Raw genomic sequence first — 23118 nt, 5'->3', positions numbered from 1 at the left:
ATGCCGCAATTTATCTCAATGTTTGCGCTTGCATTGCAGCCTTTCACGGGCGCAAAAAATCTGGTCTATATCGACTTCTTCTGCCATCGCTCGGATGGCATCTGTCCCCAATCAGAGGCATGAGATGAAACTTCTGCGATACGGTCCGCGCGGCGCCGAAAAGCCCGGCATGCTCGACAAGGATGGCGGCATCCGCGATCTCTCTAAGGTGGTCGATGACATCGCCGGCAATGTGCTGACGCCCGAAGGCCTCGCGAAGTTGAAGGCACTCGATCCCGCGAGCCTGCCCAAGGTCGAAGGCCCGGTGCGCTACGGCCCCTGCGTCGCCCGGACCGGCAAGTTCATCTGTGTCGGCCTCAATTATTCGGACCACGCCAAGGAAACCGGCGCCGAGCCGCCCAAGGAACCGATCCTGTTCATGAAGGCGACCAGCGCCATCGTCGGCCCCAATGACGACGTGATGATCCCCCGGAAATCGATGAAGACCGATTGGGAAGTGGAACTCGGCGTCATCATCGGCCGCGAAGCGCGCTATGTCGACGAGAAGAACGCGATGGATCATGTCGCCGGCTATTGCGTGATCAATGACGTTTCGGAACGCGAATTCCAGGCTGAGCGCGGCGGGCAATGGACCAAGGGCAAGTCGGCCGATACCTTCGGTCCGATCGGCCCCTGGCTGGTCACGCCGGATGAGGTCGCCGATCCGCAGAACCTCGCCATGTGGCTCGAAGTCGATGGCCACCGCTATCAGAACGGCTCAACCAAGACGATGATCTTCGGTGTCCGTCATCTGGTGCATTACATCTCGCAATTCATGAGCCTGCAGCCGGGCGACGTGATCTCGACCGGTACGCCGCCGGGTGTCGGCCTCGGCATCAAGCCGAATCCGATCTTCTTGAAGGCCGGGCAGGTGATGCGCCTCGGCATCGACGGCCTCGGCGAGCAGCGCCAACAGGTTATCGCCACACCCTGACGCACGGGGATAGATCGCATGTTTCTGTGCTGTGGCGACGCGCTGTTTGACCTCTTCTCGCAGCCCAGCGATGGTCCGGCGACCATCCGGCTGGAGGGCAGGGTGGGCGGCTCGCCTCTCAATGTGGCCGTCGGGCTGGCGAGACTTGGCCGGCCCGTCGCCTATTTCACCAAGAACTCGACCGATCTCTTCGGCCAGCGCATCGCCGCTTTCCTGCGGCATGAGGGCGTCGATACCAGCCTGCTGGTTTCTGCCTCGAACAACAGCACGCTGGCGGTGGTCGAACTCGACGCGGCAGGTGTTCCCGCTTATGCCTTCTATACCGGGGGCACGGCGGATCGGTCGCTGAGCCTGGATGAATTGCCGCCGGTTCTGCCGGCCGATATCCGCGCCATCCATATCGGTTCCTACACGACCGCGACCGAGCCGACGGCCTCGAGCCTGGTGGCGCTGGTGAAGCGCGAGAGCCAGCGGCGCTTCATCTCCTACGATCCCAATATCCGTCCCTCGATCGAGCCCGATCTTGAGGTCTGGCGCCGGCGCATCGCCTCGCTCACCGGTACGGCGCATCTCGTCAAGCTCAGCATCGAGGATGCGGAATTGCTTTATCCGAAACAATCGCCGGAGCATCTCGCGGCCGATTGGATCGCGCGCGGCGTGCGCCTGGTCGTGGTGACGAAAGGCGGCGATGGCGCCGTTGCCTTTACCGGCGGCGGCTGCAGCGCCGCTGTTCCGGGTTGCCATGTCGAGGTGGTGGATACGGTGGGGGCGGGCGACACCTTCCAGGCGGCGATGCTGACCTGGCTGGAGCGGCGCGATGCGCTTCACGCCACCGAGGCCGCGGCTCTTGATTCCGATGCCTTGCGGGCCATGTTGAGTTTCGGCGCGCGTGCTGCCGCCATTACCTGCAGCAGGCGCGGCGCCGACATGCCGCGCGCCGCCGAACTCGGGCATATCGTTTCTTAGAAAGTCCTGTGATGACCTATCGCCTCTTCATCGACAGCGCCAACCCGCAGGAATGGGATCTCGCCCGCAAGCGCGGCTGGCTCCATGGCGTCACCACCAACCCGCTCATCATCAGCCGCGCCGGAAAACGCGTCGACATGGCGACAGCGGCCGATCTGGTCGAGGCGGCGAAGTCGCGCGAGCTTGCCGAGATTCAGTTGCAGGTGACCGGCCATTCTGCCGATGAGATGCTGGCCAGCGGCCGCGCCTTGCGTGAATTGTGGGGCCGCGTCACGGTGAAGGTGCCGGCAACCGCCGCCGGTTTCGAGGCGGCGAGCGTGCTCTGCCGCGAGGGCGCCATCGTCACTATTACCGCCTGCTATACCGCGCACCAGACCATGCTGGCCGCCAGCATCGGCGCCCGTTATGTCGCCCCCTATTACGGGCGCATGCTGGATGCCGGGCTCGATGCCGATAATCGTCTGGATGCCATGCTGCGTATCGCCGATCTCCAGGAGAATCTCGCCGTGCTGGTGGCGAGCATCCGCTCGATCGATCAGTTGGAGACACTCACCGCCCGTGGTTTCGATACCTTCACCCTGACGGCGGCGCTTGCCGAGGCGGTGGGGCAGGCAGCCGAAAGCGACGCCGCCGCAGCCGATTTCATGAAAGCGGCCGAAGACTCGCTCCGGGCCTGAATGATCATTCAAAAGTTGAACGGCCTTTCAGCTTGAAATCCCCCTGCATCGACCTCTGCAAATTCGACCGGAAGACGGGCTGGTGCCTGGGCTGCGGTCGGACCAAGGAGGAATGCAAAAAATGGAAGAAGGCCAAGAAGTCGAAACTGAAATCGATCCTGGCCGAACTTCCTGACCGCCTTCGGAAACTCGAGGATTAGGCAACCCGCCGTTTGACCGAGATGGCGAGTGCTGCCGCGATGAGGCAGAGCGTGCCCGCCGTGAAGAAGGCCGGCAGGTAGGAATCGAGTTCCGAACGCGACAGGCCGGCGCCATAGGCGGCACAGGCTGCCCCCAATTGATGCCCCGCGAAGACCCAGCCGAAAACCAGATTGGCGCGCTCGCGGCCGAAACGTTCGGCGGTGAGCTTCACCGTGGGCGGCACGGTCGCCACCCAATCGAGGCCATAGAACATGGCAAAGAGCGAGAGGCCGTAGAAGGTGAAATCGGAGGCTGGGAGATAGAGCAGCGACAAGCCGCGCAGGCCGTAATACCAGAACAGCAGCCAGCGATTGTCATAGCGGTCGGAGAGCCAGCCTGACGCAATGGTGCCGAGGAAATCGAAGATGCCGATCATGGCGAGGAAGCCGGCACCCTGAAGTTCCGGCAGGCCGAAATCGACGCAGAGAGGAATGAGATGCGGCTGGATGAGGCCGTTGGTGCTGGCGCCGCAGATGAAGAAGGTGGCAAACAGCACCCAGAACACCCGCGTCTGGGCGGCGTCGCGCAAGGTGGCGATCGGTGCCCAGGCAATGGCGCGGAAGGAATGGGCCAGGGCCACATGCGGCACGACCGTCTTTTCGCCATAGGGGGCGAGGCCGAGATCCGCCGGCCGGTCGCGCAGCAGCAGGAGAACCAGGAACGCCGTTGCGCCCAACAAAACACAGAGCAGCAGGATGCCGCCGCGCCAGCCGTGATGTTCGGCGATCCAGGAGATGAGCGGCATGAAGACCAATTGCCCGGTGGCGGAACTGGCGGTCAGGAAGCCGATCACCAGGCCGCGCCGCTCCGTAAACCAGCGCGTTGCCACCGTGGCGCCCAGAACCAGGGCCGTAAGCCCCGTCCCGAACCCGGCGACGACACCCCAGAGCAGGATGAGCTGCCAGAGCTCGGTCATGAAGAGCGACAGGCCGAGCCCGGTGACGACGATGGCGAGCGAGGCAAGTGTCACCTTGCGCAGGCCGAAGGTGTTCATGAGGGAGGCGGTAAAGGGCCCCATCAGGCCGAAGAAAACCAGGCGCACCGCCAGCGCGCTTGAGATCTCGGCATTGGACCAGCCGAATTCGCGCTGCAGCGGCAGGAGCAGCACCGCCGGCCCGCCCACGGCGCCCGCCGTCACCAGCATGGTGAGGAAGGTGACGGCGACCATGATCCAGCCGTAATGGATCCGGCGGCGTTCCAGCGAGCGTGACAGGGCGGCGGCGATCATGGCGGGGCTTTCCGTATTACCGTTATAATAATGATGGACATCATCAATAAAACATTTATGATGATCATCGTAATGATTGTCAAGCCACTTCCGAGAGGGTGCCATGAAGGTCAGCAGGGAAACAGCCGCCAAGCATCGCGCCGCCATCGTCACCGAGGCGGCGACCCTGTTCCGCGAACATGGCTTTGACGGCGTGGGCGTGGCCGAGATCATGAAGGCGGCCGGGCTCACCCATGGCGGCTTCTATGGTCATTTTGCCTCGAAGGATGCCCTGGCCGCCGAAGCCAGCGCCAAGGCCTTCGCGGATGGCGCCGCGCGCGTCGCCAAGGACGCCGATATCGGCGCCTATCTCAATCGCTATCTGACCGAACGGCACCGGGACGCGGCTGGCACCGGCTGTCCGATGGCGGCGCTGGCCGCCGAGGTGGAGCGGCACGAACCCGAGCTCCAGGCGCGCTTCACCGGCGGCATGGCGGATTACATCGCGGCGATCGAGGCCTTGCTGCTGCGCTCGGGTGCGCGCAAGGGGGCAGCCACGCGCCGGCGCGCGGTTACCCTGGTGGCGGCGGTGGTGGGCGGCATGACCTTGGCGCGTGCCTGTGCCGCGGCGGATCCGGATCTTTCCGGCGAGATTCTCGCCGCCTTGCGCAGCGAGCTCTCGGATCTGGCCAGGGACTAAACTAGCCGCGATTAGACGAGCTGCGGCGCGGAACCGAGCAGCAGGATCGCGGCGAAATGGGTGCCTGATCCGGTCAGCACGCAGCCATGCCAGACGGGATCGGTCCAATTGCCGATGTCGCGGCCATAGATCACCGCGCCCACGGAATAGGCGATCCCGCCCACGGTGAGGAGGATCAGCGAGGGCAGCGGGTTGAGGTCGATGAAGGAATCGAAGGCCGTCACGAACAGCCAGCCAAGCGCCAGATAGAGCGCCACAAAGGCTCGCTCATGCCGACCGCGCAGCACCAGCTTCAGGAAAATGCCGAGGAGGGCCAGGCCCCAGACCCAGATCAGGAGGTCGAGGCCGAACGGCCCTTCGACTCCGTGGATGACGAAGGGCGTGTAGGTGCCGGCGATCAGCAGGAAGATGGCGCTGTGGTCGCAATAGCGCAGCCACCAGCGGTGCCGCGATGTCTCGTGCATGTTGTAGAGATAGGAGAAGAGCGAGCAGAGCAGCAGCGAGATGCCGTAGACCAGACCGGCAATGCCCATCGGCGACAAGCCAAGCCCATCCGTCCGCGCCAGGAGCCCCACAAGGGCGATAGCGCTGAAGGCGAAGGTGGCCGTCAGGATCGCCCGGTTGACTCGGCGGGCGGCGCCGCTGGGCTGGCTGCTGGGCATGGGCGGTGGGGGAGCTCCTCGGGCCGGAAATCGACGCTCCTGCCACTATAGGGTCAAATGGCGGGCCGCCAAGGCCTTCATGCCATCCCCCGCAGCCGGATAGGGCATTGCCTTTGCCCGCGGGATGACCTTATTTGTGCCATCCCTGCTGCCCGGCGTGAGGGCGGCAATTGAAGGCCAGATGAGGAGACCTATCCGTGACCGCCAACATTTTCCGGGGCTGCATCCCCGCGCTGATGACGCCCTGCAAGCCGGACCGCAGCCCGGATTTCGACAATCTGGTCGCGACCGGCAAGGGCCTGATCGCCGCCGGCATGTCGGGTGTGGTCTATTGCGGCTCGATGGGCGATTGGCCGCTGCTGACCGATGAACAGCGCATGGAAGGTGTGGAACGCCTGACGAAGGCCGGCATCCCCGTGATCGTCGGCACCGGCGCCCAGAACCCGGCCCGCGCGGCAGCGCTCGCGGCCCATGCCAAGAAGGTGGGGGCGGGCGGCCTCATGATCATCCCGCGCGTGCTTTCGCGCGGCCCCTCGCTCGCGGCCCAGCGCGCCCATTTCGCCGGTATCCTCGAAGCGGCGGTCGATCTGCCCTCGGTCATCTATAACAGCCCCTATTACGGCTACGAGACCAAGGCCGATCTCTTCTTCGACCTCCAGGCCAAGTACAAGCATCTGGTCGGCTTCAAGGAATTCGGCGGCGCGGAATCCTTGAGCTACGCGGCGCAGCACATCACCGGGCGCGACAAGTCGCTCACCCTGATGGTGGGCGTCGACACACAGGTCTTCCACGGCTTCGTCAATTGCGGGGCGGGCGGTGCCATCACCGGCATCGGCAATGCGCTGCCCAAAGAGGTCCTGCACCTGGTCTCGCTGTGCGAACGCGCGGCCCAGGGCGATGCCAAGGCCCGCGCCCAGGCACTGGAACTCGAGAAAGCGCTCTACGTGCTCTCCAGCTTCGACGAAGGCCCGGATCTGGTGCTCTTCTACAAGCACCTCATGACCCTAGAAGGCCATAAGGGCTATGAGCTCCATTTCAATGCGAGCGATGCCCTGAGCCCCAGCCAGAAGAATTATGTCGAAGGGCAGTGGAAGCTGTTCAAGACCTGGTATGCGGATTGGTCGCAGGGGAAGTGATACGCGCGGGCGTATTGCACCGGTCATGATTTTCCAGATGTAACGCTACCGAGGATGGGTTCCAGGGCATGATGAATCACCATGGTCTCCAGGTTGACCAGCAGCTTTCAGACTTCATCATGCAAAGGGCCCTCCCCGGCACCGGTATCGACGCCGACCGGTTCTGGCGGGGTTTTTCGGATCTGGTGCATGACCTGGCGCCGAAGAACCGAGCGCTGCTGGCCAAGCGTGACGCGTTGCAGGCCAAGATCGATGCCTGGTTCCGGGGCCATCCCGATGCCGGCATTCCGGCGCAGAAGGAATATCTCACCGAGATCGGCTATCTGCTGCCCGAAGGTCCGGATTTCAGCATCGAAACCAAAAACGTCGATCCGGAGATCGCCTCGGTTGCCGGCCCGCAATTGGTCGTGCCGGTCACCAACGCGCGTTATGCCGCCAACGCGGCCAATGCCCGCTGGGGCAGCCTCTATGATTGCCTCTATGGCACCGACGTCATGGGCTTGCCCGTGCCGGGCGGCACTTATGACAAGGGGCGCGGTGCCCGGGTGGTGGCGCGCACACGGGTGTTTCTGGACGAGGCCTTTCCCATCGAGGGTGCCAGTCACGCCGACGTGCGCCGCTATCATGTGAAGGACGGCGTTCTCCTCATCGACGATCTGCCGCTGATGCAGCCGGAGAAGTTCGTGGGCTATCGCGGCAATCCGCGCGCGCCGGATTCGATCCTCCTGCGCAACAACAATCTCCATGTCGAACTGGTCTTCGACCGGGCGCATCCGATCGGCAGCCGCGACCAGGCACTGCTCGCGGATGTGGTGATCGAAAGTGCCTTGTCGGCGATCATGGATTGCGAGGATTCGGTCGCCTGCGTCGATGCCGAGGACAAAGTCCAGGCTTACGGTAACTGGCTGGGCCTGATGAAGGGCGATCTTGAGGCCGTGGTGGAGAAGGGCGGCAAGTCCACGATCCGGCGGCTCAATCCCGACCGGGTCTTCACGCGGCCCGAGGGTGGCGAACTGATCCTGAAAGGCCGCGCTTTGCTCTGGGTGCGCAATGTCGGCCATCTGATGACCACACCCGCGATCCGCGACAAGGACGGGAACGAGATTCCCGAAGGGCTGATGGATGCGATGGTGACGACCCTCATCGCGCTTCATGACCTCAGGAAAACCGAGGGCCTCCGCAACTCCGCGCATGGTTCGGTCTATGTGGTGAAGCCCAAGATGCATGGGCCGGAGGAAGTGGCCTTCGCCGACGAGATCTTTGCCCGCGTCGAGGATGTCCTGGGCTTGCCGCGCTATACGGTGAAGCTCGGCATCATGGATGAAGAGCGGCGGACCACCGTCAATCTCAAGGAATGCATCCGCGCGGCGAAGCACCGCGTCGCCTTCATCAACACCGGATTCCTCGACCGCACCGGCGACGAGATTCATACCTCGATGGAAGCGGGCCCCTTCTCGCGCAAGGATTTCATCAAGCGCAAGGGCTGGATCACGGCCTATGAGAATCTCAATGTCGATATCGGCCTCGAATGCGGCCTCTCCGGCAAGGCGCAGATCGGCAAGGGCATGTGGGCGGCTCCCGATCTGATGGCGGCGATGCTGGAACAGAAGATCGAGCACCCGAAGGCCGGCGCCAATTGTGCCTGGGTCCCCTCGCCGACGGCGGCGACCTTGCACGCCCTCCATTATCACCGCATCGATGTCTTCGCGGTACAGAAGAAACTGGCGGCCGGCGGCCGGCGCGCTCATGTCGATGCGGTGCTCGACATCCCGGTGGCATCCTTCCGCAAGTGGACGCAGGCGCAGATCCTCCGCGAAATCGAAAACAACGCGCAGGGCATTCTCGGTTATGTGGTGCGCTGGATCGACCAGGGGATCGGCTGTTCCAAGGTGCCCGACATCAACAATATCGGCCTGATGGAAGACCGCGCGACCTTGCGCATTTCCTCGCAGCACATCGCCAACTGGCTCCATCACAAGATCTGCACGCCCGCGCAGGTGATGGAGACCATGAAGCGCATGGCGGCGGTGGTCGACGGCCAGAACAAGGGCGATCCCGCCTACAAACCGATGGCGCCGGATTTCGACTTGTCGGTTGCGTTCCAGACGGCCTGCGATCTGGTCTTCAAGGGACGGGAGCAGCCCAATGGCTATACCGAGCCGCTGCTGCATGCGGCGCGGTTGCGGGTGAAGGGGCGGAATTAGGGCTTCAGCGAGTCATCACGATACTGGAATTTGCCAAAGAACAATTTTAACTTAATAGTGGTGAGTGCAGTCCTTGTGAAGGCCGTGATGTCGAAGATAAAAACTCGACGGATAAAATCAGGCGCCAAGACTTACGCATTGGATCTTCCTCCGGGAATGCTCAGCCGTGGGTTTTGGCTTTATGTTTGGCGCGTGAAGGTTGATCGCAAAAGCCTACTCTATGTTGGCAGAACTGGCGATAACTCAAGTCCGTTTGCCGTCTCCCCATATCAGCGATTAGGCCAACACCTCAGCAAACTTAAAAGCCAGAATGCGCTGAAGCGGCACTTGGCTAAGTTGGGCCACGAGCCAGAAAACTGTTCGAGCTTTGAGTTTATTTGCCATGGTCCGATCTACCCAGAGATTACTACAGGCTGTATGGATGATCATGTGCCAGTGCGGAATGCAATTGGTGCGTTAGAGAAGGGACTTGCTCAAGCGTTGAGAAAAGCGGGTTACACAGTAATGAACGAAGTTAGATGGACACATTCACACGACAAAGCCGCTTTAAAGAAGGTGGTGAATGCATTTAGATATCACTTTCCCAAAATCATGAAGCCTTAGCTTGTGCATTCGGCGACCAGCCATTGGGATTGTAGCCAAAATGCTCAAAAATCATGCGCTGGTCAGGCTTCAATGCCAAATCGCTCAACTTAGGCATTACTTTCACGCCACAGTTCAAAATCGTGCCATGTGCATCTTTTGCAATGACTGGCGTGAGCGCTTTTAGAAACTCTGCATGAAACTCACCGGAGATATCTGCTGTTACCGCCTGATAAAAGGCCCCGGCTCCGATATCGGCCATCTGCAAACCGGCATGCGCTGCGTGAGGAAGAACTCTCACTTCGTCATAATCAATCATTGACCACACTAAATCGCCGCGCTTCAGGAAGAGGCGACCGGCGCGGCTCTGTCGTTCAATTTTCCGCATATATTGAACGAAATCAGCATATTTAAGTCCACCTCGTTTTGAGAAAATGATGCGCATCGTTTCTTTCGAGCGCGACACTGGTGATGAGCGTGCATAACAAAATGCAGTGACGCGCTCGAGTAGAATTCTGCTTAGCCACCAGTAATACCAAGCTCCACCAGAAACTTTGACTCGTTCGTTTCGATAGCTGCGCATATTTTCCTTGTGTGAAGCGACGAAGAAATAGCGACATGGTTTCGTCGCAATCATTTCGCAGGCGATACGCTTCTTTACGGGTATCAGATCAGAAAAGTGAATATCTGGACGTTGCGAGTTCTTGAATCTGCCGCGGATTTCATCAGCCCATTGCTGAACGTCAGTGTCGTAACGCTGCCTCACGACAAAGGCTGAAAGGAGCATCCAATCATTTGTCACGCTGTTTGCTGCGGCTCCACAAAGTCCCGGATCGCCGGACTCATCAATATAGACTATGTAGTTGACAGCCATCTTGCGTCTCCGCGAAGATTTCTTATCTCGCACAACCTAAGGGCGAGTCAGTACAAGTGGCAAGGGGGTTTGTGATGGCCGTGTCAAAAAAAGTGCCGCAAAGGCTCTACAAGTATCGTGCATTCAACAATCTGACACTCGACTTGTTAGTGGTGGATCACACCTTCTTTGCGGATCCTTCAACCTTCAATGATCCGCTTGATACACAGCCACACCTAGAGGTCGACATCGAAAATGTCGATCTCAAAGAAGTCCTCTCTAAAATGGTCTCTGAGCGTGAGAGATCCGAGATGAATGCGGCCGCACATGCCATCAATTACAGTGGACCCAAGACGGTCAATCACATTTCAAAACTGAGTCGCCGTAGCGCTGCCAGAGTTATTTCCGAGATAGAATATTTCGCTACCGATATCGAGCACGCAGCGGAGGAGCAAGAGCGGTTGAAACAATTGCTACGGAGCAGTATCGAAGTAGAGCTCCGGCGACGATACAATAAGGGAGTTCTTTCCTTAGCCGAACGCCCTAACTGCCCCCTGATGTGGAGTCACTATGGAGATCAGCACAAGGGGATATGCATTGGGTACTCAGTACCGCCTGAAGATGTAGATAACCTTATCAAGGTTGATTATCGAGGTGGACGACGAGTGAAAGTAAGTGACATCGCGGCCATGTTAAGTGGAGACAAATCTGCGCGCCAGATAGTAGATCGAGCTGTACTCGCTCGAAAGGCCCCAGAGTGGAAGTACGAACGCGAGTGGCGACTTATTGGCGATCGAGGCCTTAGCAATTCGGCTCTTGAATTGGAGGAAGTAATATTTGGCCTGAAGTGTGAAAGCCCAATGCAGTACGTGGTTATCAAAGCGCTTGAAAGAAGAAGGCCTAAAGTGCGCTTCTATGAGATATGTGAAACACGAGGCTCGTTTAGCCTTAAGAAGCGGCCCTTAGATATGGGCGAAATGCTCGCGCATTACCCCAGGCGATATCGTGACATTCTCGATGAATTCACGCCGGTATAGTTCCAGGTCAGGGGTGTCGAGTTCGACAACCTAAGGCCTTACCCCGGATACCACTCCCTCCCCGGATCATCCGCCGCGCGGCTATAGCCCCACGCCGCTTCGATGAGGGCCGGGAGGTCGTAGGCCGGTCGCCAGCCGAGTTCGAATTTGGCGAGGGTGTTGTCGAGCCAGTTGGAATGATAGCGGCTGGGAATGTCGAGCGCGGGTAGCTTGCGCGTCTTCTGGAGATGGCCTGCGCGCGCGGCACGGGGCGAACGTGAGACCTCTACCTTAATAGATAGAGGTCTAATAGATAGAGGTCTCGTGCCCGATGGCGCGCCCACCCGATACTAAATACCCTGGCCGCCGGAGACCTCGATCCGCTGGGCGTTGATCCAGCGATTGTCTTCAGACAGCAGGCTCGCGATCATCGGTCCGATGTCGTCGGGCAGGCCGACGCGGCCCAATGCCGTCATGTCTGCGAAGAACTTGTTGAACTCCGGCGTGTCGCGGACGGCACCACCGAAGAAATCGGTCTCAATGGCACCCGGCGCCACCGTATTGACCGCGATTCCGCGGCTGCCCAATTCCTTCGCCATGTAAACGCTCAGCACCTCGACGGCACCTTTCACAGCGGCGTAAGCGGCCCAACCGGGTGCCGAAACGCGGGTAAGGCCGGAGGAGAGGTTCACGATGCGGCCACCATCCGCGATCAGCGGCAGCAGCGCCTGGGTCAGGAAGAACACGCCCTTGAAGTGGACATTGACCAGGCTATCGAACTGAGCCTCGGTGGTTTGCTCGATGAGGGCATAATCGCCGTGGCCGGCATTGTTCACGAGATGATCGAATGTCTCGCGCTGCCAGGTATCGCGCAATGCCGACCGCAGGCGTTCGGCAAAGGCGGGGAAACCGGCGACGGTGCCGGTATCAAGCTGCAAGGCGAGCGCCTTGCGACCCAGAGCGTTTATCTCGGCGACGACGGCCTGCGCGTCCTCGGCACGATTTCGATAGGTAAGGATGATATCGCGACCGTGGCGCGCGTTGCTCAAAGCAGCGTTCCGGCCGAGCCCCCGGCTGGCGCCGGTGATGAGAGTGATCTTGGTCATGTGGAAACTCCTGTTGCATTCACAGGAGGTTATATCGGGCAGCAGCAGCGATTATTGTTGCGGGAACCTCGGTGTTTTTTGCCAATTCCTCCGACCCAGGTTTGTGCGCGGCCGGGGGCTGGGCTAGGATCACGGCATGACCGACGCCCTGCTCACCGCCGTCCGCCGCTATGCGGAGGCTCATTCCGATCCAACCGGTTTGGCCGAGACACCCATTCCCGGCCTCACAACCGTGCGCGCCACCGCGCAGAGCCGCCTCGTTTATGCGATCTCTCGACCGCTGGTATGCCTGGTGTTGCAGGGAAGCAAGCGCGTCACGATGGGATCGCAGGCTTTCGATTTCGGCGCCGGCGATTCACTGATGATCTCGGCGGATGTGCCGACCGTCAGCCAGATCACGCGCGCCAGCGTCGCGGCGCCTTACTTCTCGCTGGTACTGGAACTGGATACGGGTGTCATTGCAGATCTGGTCATGCAGATGAAAGCGGCACTCACAAGCGATCATGTGCCCGTGCGGGTTGACCCGACCGAAGCCGATGTCGCGGACGTGGCACTGCGGTTGATGCGCCTGCTCGATCGCCCGGCATCGGTACCGGTCCTGCAAGCCTCGCTCGTGCGCGAGATGCATTACTGGCTGCTGGTGGGCCGGCATGGCGCCGCGATCCGGAATCTGGGCTGGCCGGACGGTCGCGCGCAACGTGTGGCGCGCGCGGTGGCTGTGATTCGCGCCGAATTCGCGCAGCCGCTGCCGGTTGAGCGCTTGGCCGCCGTGGCCGGCATGAGTCCCTCGTCGTTTCACCAGCATTTCCGCAAGGTAACTTCCCTCTCTCCGCTGCAATTTCAAAAGCAATTGCGCCTCATCGAGGCGCGCCGGCTGATGCAATCGGAAGGAATGAGTGCCAGCAGCGCGGCCTTTGCCGTCGGCTATGAGAGCGTGCCCCAATTCACGCGTGATTACGGGCGCATGTTCGGCTCACCGCCGGTCCGGGATATGAAGGTGGCGCGAGAAAAGGTCCAGGCCAGCGCCTGAAGCAGCGTGAATCCGGTGGCTTACCCGGGATACCAGACCTTCCTCGGATCATCCGCCGCGCGGCTGTAGCTCCACGCCGCTTCGATAAGGGCCGGGAGGTCGTAGGCCGGCCGCCAGCCGAGTTCGAATTTGGCGAGGGTGTTGTCGAGCCAGTTGGAATGGTAGCGGCTGGGAATGTCGATCGCGGGCAGGTTGCGCGTCTTCTGGAGATAGCTGGCGAGCGCGCCGTAATCGACCGGCTCGTCCATGGCGACATTGTAGAGCTTGCCGCGCGCGATCGGGTTGCCGAGGGCGGCGAGGATGGCGGCGATGAGATCGGTCACGTGGACGAAGTTGCGCTTCAAGGGGCGATTGTGCGCATCGCGGAGGAGGGGGATGGTGTTTTCCCGCCGGCAGCGTTCGGCAACCTCCGGCGTCACCATCTTTTTCCAATCCGGGCCGCCGAAGAGATCGTCGCCGAAGCTCAGGGTATAACGGAAATCGTCCTTTTCCATGATCCAGGGCGCGCGCAGGCAGCAGGTGTTGATGCCGTATTGGATGCGGAACTGTTCCAGCATCACCTCCTCGAGCACTTTCGAGAGCGCGTAGCAGCCGGGATAGGCCATATGCGGGGTCCGCTCCGTGACGGGGCCATCATGTTCGTAGAAGAAATGGCCGACACCCGCATCGCCGCCGATGAGGATGAATTGTTCGGCGCTGGGGGATGTGCGGAAGGCTTCCAATAACCAGAAGAGTCCTTTCACCGTCACGTCCATGACGGTTTCCGGAATTTCCTTGCAGGTGGCGAGATGCACCACATGGGTGACGCCGCTCATGGCGCGGTCGACGCTGTCGCGGTCGGCGATGCTGCCATGGATCGTTTCCACGCGCTCGGTCGCGGCGATCGTGCGGCTGTGGCAGAGGGCGCGGATTTTCGCATCCCGCCAGCGCGGGTCGCGCAGGAAGGTGTCGATGAGGGCTGAGCCCACTTTGCCGGTGGCGCCGGTGACAAGAAGCAGCATGATCCTTCTCCCCTGAGATGTCGGGCCTTATTGGGCGGCCATCTTTTGTACCGATGCGCGCTCGACGAGCGGGCATTCGACCTTGATCTGGGCTGGGCGTTTCTCCGGCCGGCGCGCGTGATCGATGATGTATTCCACGGCCAGCGTGCCCATCTCGAAATGCGGCAGCAACATGGTGGTGAGGGGCGGGCGCATGAATTGCGCGATCTCGCGGTCGTCATAGCCGATCACCGCGACATCCTCGGGAATGCGCTTGCCCAATTCCTTTAGGGCTTCGAAGCAGCCCAGCGCCATCAGATCGTTGGCGCAGAAGATCGCCGTCGGCGGTTGGCGCAGCTTCATCAATTCATGAGTCTGGGCATAGCCGGCCGAGGGTTCCCAATTGCCCGGCCGCACCAGATGGGGGTCGAACGGAATTTCATGACTGGCCAGGGCCTGGCGATAGCCCTTGAGGCGGTCGCGCATGGCATCCATCCAGGTCTCGCCCTCGATGAGGCCGATCCGCGTATGGCCGGCCTGGATCAGCCTTTTGGTGGCCATGCGACCGCCCAAGACTTCGCCGGGCGCGATCGAGGGCAGGGAACGGTCAGCGGCATAACAATTGAGGAGCACCACCGGCAGGCGCGCAAGCGCCGGCGTGGGCTCGATCCGGCGGGTCTGGATGGTGGCGTAGATGAGGCCCAGCAGCGGCTGATTGAGGAATTGCGCATGCGCCGCCTGTTCCATCCCGGCATCGCCCCGCGTCACCGCGACACTGACGGTGAGGCCGAATTCCCAGGCCTTTTCGCGCACGCCGTCGAGGGCCAGGGCGCACCAGGGATCAGTCGAGAATTCATCGGCCATGAAGCCGATGGCGCCGGTGCTGGTGGCGCTTGTGCGCGACGGCCCGCGCCGGATGAGCCGGTAGCCGAGCTCCTTGGCCGCGGCCAGCACGCGATGCCGCGTCTCGTGGGAGAGGCGCGCGCCCATGGCATCGTTGAGCACCAGCGAGACCGTGGTCTGTGACACGCCGGCTTGCGCCGCGACATCCATCATGGTTGGCGCACGGCGTTGAGGGGTTTTACCTCCAACCTTCCGTTGCGCTGTGACAGCCTTTAGTGGCGGCTTGTTGGGGGCGTTCATGGGGGCTCATTTTCGCGTGGATGCAGTGATCTGCCGGAGATTCCTGCGGTGTTTCCCATCATCTGCTTCATGCGCATATTAGCACATGCAACATCCTGTTTTTAATGATTTTCTATTTGTATGATATTTCCTGATTGACGAAATATTACCACTCATGGAACATCACTGGAAAGCGGCGCCTTGAGACCGCTGGAGCTTCGAGAAGCCACCAACATCCTTATTGGGAGGAAAAACCGTGAAGAAACTTATGATTGCGGCGGCATCCGCCGCCATTCTGCTGGCTGCCGGTCAAGCCATGGCGCAGGAAAAGAAGCAACTGGCCTTCGTCGTCAACGCGGCGTCGGATTTCTGGAAGCTGGCTGAGGCCGGTGTCAACAAGGCGCAAGCCGAATTGCCGAATTACGAATTGCAGTTCAAATATCCGGCGCAGGGCACGGCCGCCTTGCAGAACGCCTTGATGGACGATCTCGTTGCCGCCGGCACCGATGCCATCATGATTTCCTCGGTCGATCCCAAGACCTCGATCGATGCCTTCAACCGCATCGCGGGCCAAGTGCCGCTGTTCACCACGGATAGCGACGCGCCCGACAGCAACCGCATCGCCTATCTCGGTTCCTCCAACACGCTGGCCGGTGTGCAGGCAGGCGAGGTTGCGGTGAAGGCCTTGCCGGGTGGTGCCAAATGCATGGGCTTCGTGGGCTTCCTCGGCGCCGACAATGCCAAGGAACGCATCGCCGGGTTCCGCCAGGCGGTCGAAGGGAAGGGGATCGAACTCGTTGACGTGCGCGGCGACGACGTCGATTTCGCCCGGGCTCGCAGCAATGTCGACGATGTGCTGGCGGCCAATCCGGAGATCACCTGCATGGTCGGGTTCTACTCCTACAATCCGCCCAAGATCTATGAGGCGCTGCAGGCCGCCGGCAAACTCGGCCAGATCACCGTCATCGCCTTTGACGAGGATCCCATCACGTTGGGTGCGGTGAAGGATGGCAGCTTTGCCGGCACCGTGGTGCAGCAGCCGTTCGAATGGGGCTATCAGGGGATGAAGCTGATGGCCGCCTATCTCGAAGGCGACAAGTCGCAGATCCCAGCGGACAAGCTCTTCATCGTGCCGACCAAGGTGATCGACAAGGCCAATGTCGACGAGTTCGAAGCCAATCTGAAGGCGACGCTCGGCAAATAGGCGCAAATAGCCGCCAATAGGCCCTGGGGCCGTGCTGGCGCGAGGAGCGGTTTCCTTCGCGCCAGCACCTTCTTGCATCCGCCCTTCCATTTCATCAGACTTCAGTAGCGCGACCGCCGGGGGCGACAGAGCGATGGCCGATCCGTTTCTCCAACTGAACGATATCAGCAAGAGCTATCCGGGTGTCCATGCCCTGGAGCAGGTTTCCCTCTCCGTGGCGCCGGGCGAGATCGTCGGCCTGGTGGGCGAGAACGGGGCCGGCAAATCGACCTTGATGAAGATCCTGGGCGGCGTGGTGAAGCCGACCGCCGGCAGCATCCATATCGACGGCACCGAGCGGCCGATTTTTGGTGTGCCCGATGCCATCGCCGCCGGTATCGCCTTCGTCCATCAGGAACTCAATCTCTTCGACAATCTCGACGCGGCGTCGAATGTCTTCATCGGGCGGGAACCCTTGCGCGCCGGGCCTTTGCGCCTAGTCGACCGCGCGCGGCTCTATGCCGAGGCAAAACCCCATTTCGCGGCGCTCAAGGTGGATTTCCAGCCGGAGACGATGGTGGCGGAACTCTCGATCGGCCAGCGGCAATTGCTGGAGATCATCAAGGCGCTGTCGCTCAATGCGCGCCTCATCATCATGGACGAGCCGACCTCGAGCCTCACGCTTTCCGAAACGGAACGCTTGCTCGCCATTGTCGCCGAGCTGAAGGCGAAGGGTGTCGCCATCATCTTCATCACCCATCGGCTGAATGAACTGACCGAATGCGCCGACCGGGTGGTCGTCCTCAGGGACGGCCGGGTGGTGGGCCATCTGCCCAAAGAAGAGATCACTCATGCCGAGATGATCCGCCTGATGATCGGGCGCGATCTCAAATCGCTCTATCTGCCACCGGCGGGTCCGCCGGGCGAGGTGGCGCTCGACATCGCGGAGGCGCGCACCTCGGCCTATCCGGATCACCCGGTCTCGCTGCAGATCCGGCGAGGCGAGATCCTGGGCCTTGCCGGGCTCATTGGCGCGGGACGCACGGAATTGGCGCGCGCCGTGTTCGGCATCGACCGCTTGCTGGGGGGAACCATCGCGCTGGACGGAAAAGTGGTGGATATCCCAAATCCGCGTGCGGCCATCGCTCAAGGAATTTTCCTGGTGCCGGAGGACCGCAAGCAATCCGGCCTGCTCCTCGATCTCGCCATCGCCGAGAACATTGCCCTCTCGGATCTTGGCGGCTATGCCGCGCGGGGATTTGTGGTGAAGGACAGGATCGTCCGGAATGCGGAAGTGCAGAAGGAGCGGCTGCACATCCGTGCGCCCAATGTAAACACCGAGAGCGGATCCTTGTCCGGTGGCAATCAGCAGAAGGTGGTGCTGGCGAAATGGCTTTCCATGACGCCGCGCCTCCTCATCTGCGACGAGCCCACACGCGGTGTGGATGTCGGCGCCAAGACCGATCTTTACCGGATCCTGCGCGATCTCGCCGATACCGGCGTCGCCATCCTGATGATTTCCAGCGATATGGAGGAGGTGATCGGTGTCAGCGACCGCATTGCCGTCATGCATGAGGGACGCATCAGCGGGTTTCTCGAACGATCCGAATTCAGCGAGCAGAATGTTCTGCAACTCGCCGTCGGCCACAGGATGAATGCGGCATGATCAAGAAAGATATCGGTCTTCTTATTCTCATTCTGGTGGTCGGAACGGTGGTGGCGATCATCAACCCGCTGTTCCTGTCGCCGATCAATCTCGGCAATACCGCAAATCTGGTGGGGCTCTTCGGCCTCTTTGCCATCGGCCAGGCCTTTGTCATCATCACCGGCGGGATCGAGCTTTCGGTTGGATCGATCATCGCCCTGCTGGGGGTGCTGTTCGTCGATCTGATGGTCACGCACGAAATGGCCTGGCCGCTGGCGCTCATCCTGATGCTGGTCCTCGGCATGATCGCGGGCCTCGCCCATGGCCTCCTCATCACGCGGCTCTATCTGCAGCCTTTCATCGTGACGCTCTGCGGTCTGCTGATCTATCGCGGTGTCGCGCGGTTCTATACCGCCGATGCCACGGCGGGCTTCGGCTTCGGCGTCAGCTTCCCCACCCTGGAATGGCTCACCACGGGGCGCTTCTTCGGCGTGCCGCATTCCTTCATTGCCATGCTGGTCGTGGCCGCGATCATGTGGGTGGTGCTGCACCGCTCGGTCTTCGGCCGGTATCTCTATGCCGTCGGCAAGAACGAGGAGGCGGCGCGTTATTCCGGCATCAATACCAAGCGCGTCATCGTCGCGGCCTATGTCATCTGCGGTCTGTTGACGGCGATCTCGGCGATTTTCTTTGCCATGTATACGCGCTCGATCTCGCCCTCATCCCACGGCAATTTCTACGAACTCTACGCCATCGCCGCGGCGGTGCTGGGCGGCTTCTCGCTGCGCGGCGGCGAGGGATCGATCGTCGGTGTGGTGCTGGGGGCCATTCTGCTGCAGGTGTTGCAGAACCTGGTCAATTTGCTCGGCATTCCGAGCTCGCTCAATTTCGCGGTGATGGGATCTGTGATCCTGATCGGCGTGCTGGCCGACACGCAATTCGCCGAGTTCCGGAAGCGCCTGCTGGCAAAACGGACCGGCGCATAAAGCGCGCAAATCATATCCGGCATGGGGGAAATGGTGGGCGCGACAGGGATTGAACCTGTGACCCCTACCATGTCAAGGTAGTGCTCTCCCGCTGAGCTACGCGCCCGCCTGATGTGCCCTGAACCGTCTGAGATTTGACGGGGTGGCGAAGGTGATCGGGCGAAAGGGGACGGCCCAATCCATCGGCGGGTGGGCAAATAGCATCCTCCCGGGCCGAATGCAAGCATTGTAGGCCGGGCGCCCCGCCGGCGCCGTTTCCCGCATCTTTGGAAGGGCATAGGTCGTCAGCTCCAGGCCGGATTTTTGACCGATTCCGGCGTGCCCTCGTGACAGGCGCGGCGTTTTTCATTAAAGCTTGAGCAGATGTCCAATTCGCGATCCCTTGTCGAGCCGCCGGAAGCCGCCGCCGAACCGGACGATGCCGCGATCCGATTGTTGCGCCCCAAAACCTGGCTGGCGCCGCTGATCGTTGCATCGCCGCATTCCGGGCATCATTACCGGCCCGATTTCCTGGCCAGCGCCAGCCTGACCCGCCAGGAATTGCGGCTTTCCGAAGATTGTTATGTCGACGAATTGGTGTCGGCGGCACCCGATCTGGGGGCGCCGCTTTTGGCCGCCCTGTTTCCGCGCAGCTATTGTGATGTGAATCGCGAGCCGCTGGAACTCGATCCGGCGATGTTCTCGGATCGCCTGCCGGCCGAGGCCAATACCCAATCGCCGCGCGTGGCGGCGGGGCTGGGCGTGGTGCCGCGCCTGGGCGCCAATGACCGCGAGATCTATCGCCAGAAACTTGCCTATGCCGAGGCCGAGGCGCGCCTCGCGCGCTGCTACCAGCCCTATCATGAGGCACTAGCCGGCCTGGTCGCCGAAGCGAAGGCGCAATTCGGCCATTGCCTGGTGCTGGATTGCCATTCGATGCCCTCCCATGGCGGCGGGCATGACCGGGAAGCAGCGCAAAAGGGCCGCAACGGCCGGGTCGATTTTGTGCTGGGCGATTGTTTCGGCGCGTCCTGCGCGGCCGGCATCACCGCCGCCATCGACGCGCATTTACGCGCGGGTGGGGCACAGATGCGGCGCAACAGCCCCTATTCGGGCGGCTATGTGACCCAGCATTACGGGCGGCCGGAAACCGGCGTGCATGTATTGCAGGTCGAGATCAACCGAGCGCTTTATGTGCATGAGCGGAGCCTGGAACCCCATGCCGGTTTCGCCGGCATGCAGGCGACGATGAAGGGCCTCATCGCCATGCTGATGGACCGGGTGGAGGATTTGCTGCGGACATGAATATGGAGCGCGTTGACGTGGAACCGGGGGCCGTGAGCCTGCGGCCGGCCGTGGAGAGCGATCTTGCCACCATCCAGGCGATCTATGCCCATCATGTGAAGACTGGCCTCGCCAGTTTCGAGGAAGTACCGCCGGACGTGGCCGAGATGACCCGGCGCTGGCAGGCCATCCGCCAGGCGGGGTTGCCCTATGTGGTAGCCGAAATGGGCGGAGTGGCGGGGATTGCCGGCTATGCCTATGCCGGTCCCTACCGGCCCCGGAGCGCCTACCGCTTCTCGGTTGAGGATTCGATCTATCTGGCCCCGGAGGCCATGGGGCAGGGAATCGGCCGGGCCTTGCTCACGCGGCTCATCGATGAGAGCACGGGGCTCGGCATGCGACAGATGATCGCAGTGATTGGCGATTCGGCGAATCTTGCCTCGGTCGGGCTCCATCGCTCGCTCGGATTCGAGATGACGGGTACTTTCCGGGCAATCGGCTTCAAGTTCGGACGTTGGGTGGATTCGGTCCTGATGCAGCGCGCGCTCGGCGAGGGCGCCAGCACTACTCCGACAAATTAACCCCTGGCAAATTAAGAATTCCAGTTACTTAACACAGGCGGAACCCAGGCAGAAAAAAAGGCCGTGCCTTACGGCACGGCCCAAGTTCTGGGAGGAAACGCCCATGAGGGGCGCCTTGCGACGGCGCCTGTCAGGGGAGAAATGCGCCGTCGCAAGGCAAAGATGGCTCTTGTGCGGTGCAATGTCAAGCATTAAGGCGCTGGTTATTTAAGCGTCATCTTGCTGAAAAAACTGGCAAAAATGATGTTGCTGCTATGCAACACTATTGGTTTAGTAGGGTTTATTATCACTTAACAAAATAACCAAATTTTCTGCGCTCAAGTATCTGAACCGGCGAGATTGCCGGTGGGTGACTGGAGAGTGCGGGCCATTGACCGGGCTTCGGCCGCATCGCTAACGTCGATGACATGACCGATATTCTTCTGAGCGGCCCGATCAATGGAACGCATGTCGCGGCCGCGCGTTTGGCTTGCGAGGAAAAAGGTCTCAATTATCACTTCGAAGAACCGGATCTGTTGAAGGCAGGTGGCTTTCGTCTGGCAGATTTGCTGACCTATCTATGCGAACGCCAGCCGAGTCTCAGCCATGCCGGACTGATGCTGTTCGATCTTGAAGCCATCCTGCGTTATCTCGATGAAGCCTTCCCGGGGCCGATCCTCCAGCCCGAGAAGGCCCGTGACCGGGCGCTGATGACACAGATCATGGCCGTCATCCGCCAGCACCTCTGTCCCAGCGCGGTAGGCGTGGTGATCGCGCAACGCCTGTTCATGCCGTTCCTGGGCGGCGCCACCGACATCAACCTCATCACCCGCGTGCTGCCGGCCTTGCGTGACTCGCTTTACGCGATCGAGCAATTGTCGCTGCTTTCTCATGACGGCGAGCGATCGGAATTCCTGGTCGGCGGCGATCTTTCCCTGGCCGATATCATGCTGTTGCCGATTGTGAGTTATCTGATGGCGACCCCAGAAGGGAAGGATGCCATCGCCGCCTCGACGCGCCTGTCACGCTGGTGGATCGCTGTGTCCCGACGGGCGAGCTGGTCGCGGGCGCGGCCGAATCTGGGTTGAAACGGCGCGCGCCGTCCCCACATCCCTTTTTCCCCTTCTTTCCTGCTTTGCTTGCGACGGAGATTGTCATGATCATGACCAAGGCTCGCCTCGCAATTGCCGCCTTGGCCCTCACCCTGGTACCGGTGGCGGCTTTGGCGCATCACGGCTGGAGTTCCTACGATCCAAATACCGTGCTGAAGATCACCGCGCCGATCGAAAGCGCGGAATACCGCTTTCCCCACGGCCTGATTACGCTCACGCATGAGGGTGCCGTCTGGGACATTGTCCTGGCGCCGCCTTCGCGCATGACCGCCCGGGGCCTGCTGCCCGAACATCTGAAGGTTGGCCAGGAGGTGACGGTGGAGGGCTATCCCAGCCGCGTCACCGCGCATGAAATGCGGGTCGAGCGCATCACGATCGACGGCACGACCACCGAATTGCGCTGAGGGACGGGTCATGGAGCATGGCGCGGCGGTGGAGGGGATAGCAGCCATCGCCGCCCAATTGGAGCATTCGGCGCTGGGCGCCGCGATGCGGGAATCGCTGTTCCTCTATCCCCTGATGAACCTTCTTCATATCTTCGGGCTCATTCTTCTGGTGGGGGCGATCGGCCTGCTCGATCTGCGCGTCCTGGGATGGGCGCGCGACCTGCCGCTCAAGCTCTGCTCGTATTATCTCACGCCGATCGCGCTGATCGGCCTTGGCATGATGCTGGGCAGCGGTTTTCTGATCTTCAGCGCGGATGCGGGACCGCTGAGCGCCAGCACGATTTTCCGCGTGAAGCTGCTCGTCATCGTGGCGGCTCTCGTCAATGCGGGACTCTTCCGCCTCGCCTGGTCGCGCCGCCTGGGGCATTGGAACGACAATGCGCCGCCGGTCGCCCGCGCGCAGGCCGGCCTGTCGCTGCTGTTGTGGTTCTCGGCGGCAACCGCCGGGCGGCTGATCGGCTACGGCTAA

Annotated in this window: 24 protein-coding genes and 1 tRNA gene; 18 read left to right on the top strand and 7 right to left on the bottom strand. The window is 61.3% G+C overall.

All coding sequences use genetic code 11. The features are described from left to right. The first annotated feature begins 124 nt into the window (after nt 1–124). Genes ACE3PR_RS12825 through ACE3PR_RS12810 form a run of 4 tightly spaced genes read left to right on the top strand, consistent with a single transcriptional unit; the run spans nt 125 to nt 2816 of the window. Nucleotides 125–973, top strand: coding sequence for a fumarylacetoacetate hydrolase family protein (locus ACE3PR_RS12825; RefSeq protein WP_374372473.1), 849 nt, complete (start codon nt 125–127; stop codon nt 971–973). A gap of 18 nt (nt 974–991) precedes the next feature. Continuing rightward, nucleotides 992–1939: a carbohydrate kinase gene (locus ACE3PR_RS12820; RefSeq protein WP_374372471.1), complete on the top strand. Its 948-nt coding sequence runs from the start codon at nt 992–994 to the stop codon at nt 1937–1939. An 11-nt stretch (nt 1940–1950) separates the two neighbouring features. Then, nucleotides 1951–2616: a transaldolase family protein gene (locus tag ACE3PR_RS12815; protein ID WP_374372469.1), complete on the top strand. Its 666-nt coding sequence runs from the start codon at nt 1951–1953 to the stop codon at nt 2614–2616. 32 nt (nt 2617–2648) lie between these two features. Further along, nucleotides 2649–2816: a DUF1289 domain-containing protein gene (locus ACE3PR_RS12810; protein ID WP_374372467.1), complete on the top strand. Its 168-nt coding sequence runs from the start codon at nt 2649–2651 to the stop codon at nt 2814–2816. Here the strand turns inward: ACE3PR_RS12810 and ACE3PR_RS12805 are convergent. Then, entirely contained in the window at nt 2813–4084 is a 1272-nt protein-coding gene (locus tag ACE3PR_RS12805; RefSeq protein WP_374372465.1) for an MFS transporter, read from the bottom strand. The genes ACE3PR_RS12810 and ACE3PR_RS12805 overlap by 4 nt on opposite strands. 103 nt (nt 4085–4187) lie before the next feature. Here ACE3PR_RS12805 and ACE3PR_RS12800 point away from each other — a divergent pair, with 103 nt between their 5' ends. Then, nucleotides 4188–4763 carry a TetR/AcrR family transcriptional regulator gene (locus ACE3PR_RS12800; protein WP_374372463.1) on the top strand — a complete coding sequence of 192 codons (576 nt, stop codon included), beginning with the start codon at nt 4188–4190 and terminating at the stop codon, nt 4761–4763. A gap of 11 nt (nt 4764–4774) precedes the next feature. Here ACE3PR_RS12800 and ACE3PR_RS12795 read toward each other — a convergent pair whose 3' ends face one another. Then, nucleotides 4775–5425 carry a hemolysin III family protein gene (locus ACE3PR_RS12795; protein WP_374372461.1) on the bottom strand — a complete coding sequence of 217 codons (651 nt, stop codon included), beginning with the start codon at nt 5423–5425 and terminating at the stop codon, nt 4775–4777. 197 nt (nt 5426–5622) lie between these two features. Between ACE3PR_RS12795 and ACE3PR_RS12790 the strand changes: the two genes are divergently transcribed. From ACE3PR_RS12790 to ACE3PR_RS12780, 3 genes are all read left to right on the top strand, one after another. After that, complete coding sequence (locus ACE3PR_RS12790) at nt 5623–6561, top strand: dihydrodipicolinate synthase family protein (protein ID WP_374372459.1); 939 nt, start codon at nt 5623–5625, stop codon at nt 6559–6561. Nucleotides 6562–6629: 68 nt separating this feature from the next. Then, nucleotides 6630–8765, top strand: a complete 2136-nt coding sequence (locus ACE3PR_RS12785; protein WP_374372456.1) for a malate synthase G — start codon at nt 6630–6632, stop codon at nt 8763–8765. Nucleotides 8766–8852: 87 nt separating this feature from the next. Continuing rightward, nucleotides 8853–9368, top strand: coding sequence for a hypothetical protein (locus ACE3PR_RS12780; RefSeq protein ID WP_374372454.1), 516 nt, complete (start codon nt 8853–8855; stop codon nt 9366–9368). Here ACE3PR_RS12780 and ACE3PR_RS12775 read toward each other — a convergent pair. Further along, nucleotides 9355–10221 (bottom strand): DUF3800 domain-containing protein, encoded by an 867-nt coding sequence (locus ACE3PR_RS12775; RefSeq protein WP_374372452.1) that lies wholly within the window; start codon nt 10219–10221, stop codon nt 9355–9357. The two genes, ACE3PR_RS12780 and ACE3PR_RS12775, sit on opposite strands and share 14 nt — an antisense overlap. A gap of 74 nt (nt 10222–10295) precedes the next feature. Here ACE3PR_RS12775 and ACE3PR_RS12770 point away from each other — a divergent pair, with 74 nt between their 5' ends. Beyond that, complete coding sequence (locus tag ACE3PR_RS12770; RefSeq protein ID WP_374372449.1) at nt 10296–11237, top strand: DUF2971 domain-containing protein; 942 nt, start codon at nt 10296–10298, stop codon at nt 11235–11237. A 329-nt stretch (nt 11238–11566) separates the two neighbouring features. Here ACE3PR_RS12770 and ACE3PR_RS12765 read toward each other — a convergent pair whose 3' ends face one another. Further along, a complete protein-coding gene (locus tag ACE3PR_RS12765) occupies nt 11567–12322 on the bottom strand; it encodes an SDR family NAD(P)-dependent oxidoreductase (RefSeq protein WP_374372446.1) in 756 nt (251 codons plus the stop codon). Nucleotides 12323–12458: 136 nt separating this feature from the next. On the opposite strand from ACE3PR_RS12765, the gene ACE3PR_RS12760 reads away from it, so the two are divergent. Next, nucleotides 12459–13352, top strand: a complete 894-nt coding sequence (locus ACE3PR_RS12760; RefSeq protein ID WP_374372443.1) for an AraC family transcriptional regulator N-terminal domain-containing protein — start codon at nt 12459–12461, stop codon at nt 13350–13352. A 20-nt stretch (nt 13353–13372) separates the two neighbouring features. Here the strand turns inward: ACE3PR_RS12760 and ACE3PR_RS12755 are convergent, their stop codons facing one another. Then, a complete protein-coding gene (locus ACE3PR_RS12755) occupies nt 13373–14353 on the bottom strand; it encodes an NAD-dependent epimerase/dehydratase family protein (protein WP_374372441.1) in 981 nt (326 codons plus the stop codon). Between the two features lie 27 nt (nt 14354–14380). After that, nucleotides 14381–15388, bottom strand: a complete 1008-nt coding sequence (locus ACE3PR_RS12750) for a LacI family DNA-binding transcriptional regulator (RefSeq protein ID WP_374372438.1) — start codon at nt 15386–15388, stop codon at nt 14381–14383. Between the two features lie 322 nt (nt 15389–15710). On the opposite strand from ACE3PR_RS12750, the gene ACE3PR_RS12745 reads away from it, so the two are divergent. From ACE3PR_RS12745 to ACE3PR_RS12735, 3 genes are all read left to right on the top strand, one after another. Then, on the top strand, nt 15711–16658 hold the full coding sequence (locus ACE3PR_RS12745; RefSeq protein ID WP_374372436.1) for a sugar-binding protein: 948 nt from the start codon (nt 15711–15713) through the stop codon (nt 16656–16658). 133 nt (nt 16659–16791) lie between these two features. Next, nucleotides 16792–18303, top strand: a complete 1512-nt coding sequence (locus ACE3PR_RS12740) for a sugar ABC transporter ATP-binding protein (RefSeq protein ID WP_374372433.1) — start codon at nt 16792–16794, stop codon at nt 18301–18303. After that, the gene (locus ACE3PR_RS12735; RefSeq protein ID WP_374372431.1) at nt 18300–19268 is read left to right on the top strand and encodes an ABC transporter permease; all 969 of its coding nucleotides are present in this window, start codon (nt 18300–18302) and stop codon (nt 19266–19268) included. Before ACE3PR_RS12740 ends, ACE3PR_RS12735 begins: the two co-directional genes overlap by 4 nt. Nucleotides 19269–19299: 31 nt before the next feature. Here the strand turns inward: ACE3PR_RS12735 and ACE3PR_RS12730 are convergent. Beyond that, nucleotides 19300–19374, bottom strand: a tRNA-Val gene (locus ACE3PR_RS12730). Between the two features lie 257 nt (nt 19375–19631). Here ACE3PR_RS12730 and ACE3PR_RS12725 point away from each other — a divergent pair. The 5 genes from ACE3PR_RS12725 to ACE3PR_RS12705 all read left to right on the top strand — a co-directional run bounded on the left by ACE3PR_RS12725 (nt 19632) and on the right by ACE3PR_RS12705 (nt 23118). Then, nucleotides 19632–20552 carry an N-formylglutamate amidohydrolase gene (locus ACE3PR_RS12725; RefSeq protein WP_374372428.1) on the top strand — a complete coding sequence of 307 codons (921 nt, stop codon included), beginning with the start codon at nt 19632–19634 and terminating at the stop codon, nt 20550–20552. Then, entirely contained in the window at nt 20549–21112 is a 564-nt protein-coding gene (locus tag ACE3PR_RS12720; protein WP_374372425.1) for an N-acetyltransferase family protein, read from the top strand. The genes ACE3PR_RS12725 and ACE3PR_RS12720 overlap by 4 nt, the downstream gene beginning before the upstream one ends. Before the next feature lie 407 nt (nt 21113–21519). Beyond that, nucleotides 21520–22179, top strand: a complete 660-nt coding sequence (locus ACE3PR_RS12715; protein ID WP_374372423.1) for a glutathione S-transferase family protein — start codon at nt 21520–21522, stop codon at nt 22177–22179. 74 nt (nt 22180–22253) lie between these two features. Next, nucleotides 22254–22607, top strand: a complete 354-nt coding sequence (locus ACE3PR_RS12710; protein ID WP_374372421.1) for a DUF6152 family protein — start codon at nt 22254–22256, stop codon at nt 22605–22607. 10 nt (nt 22608–22617) lie between these two features. Continuing rightward, complete coding sequence (locus ACE3PR_RS12705; protein ID WP_374372419.1) at nt 22618–23118, top strand: hypothetical protein; 501 nt, start codon at nt 22618–22620, stop codon at nt 23116–23118.

It is taken from the genome of Dongia sp. (genome assembly GCF_041909655.1).
Classification (GTDB): domain Bacteria; phylum Pseudomonadota; class Alphaproteobacteria; order Dongiales; family Dongiaceae; genus Dongia.
Note: the sequence above shows the minus strand (reverse complement) of the source record. Positions and strands in the feature narration are given on the sequence as shown.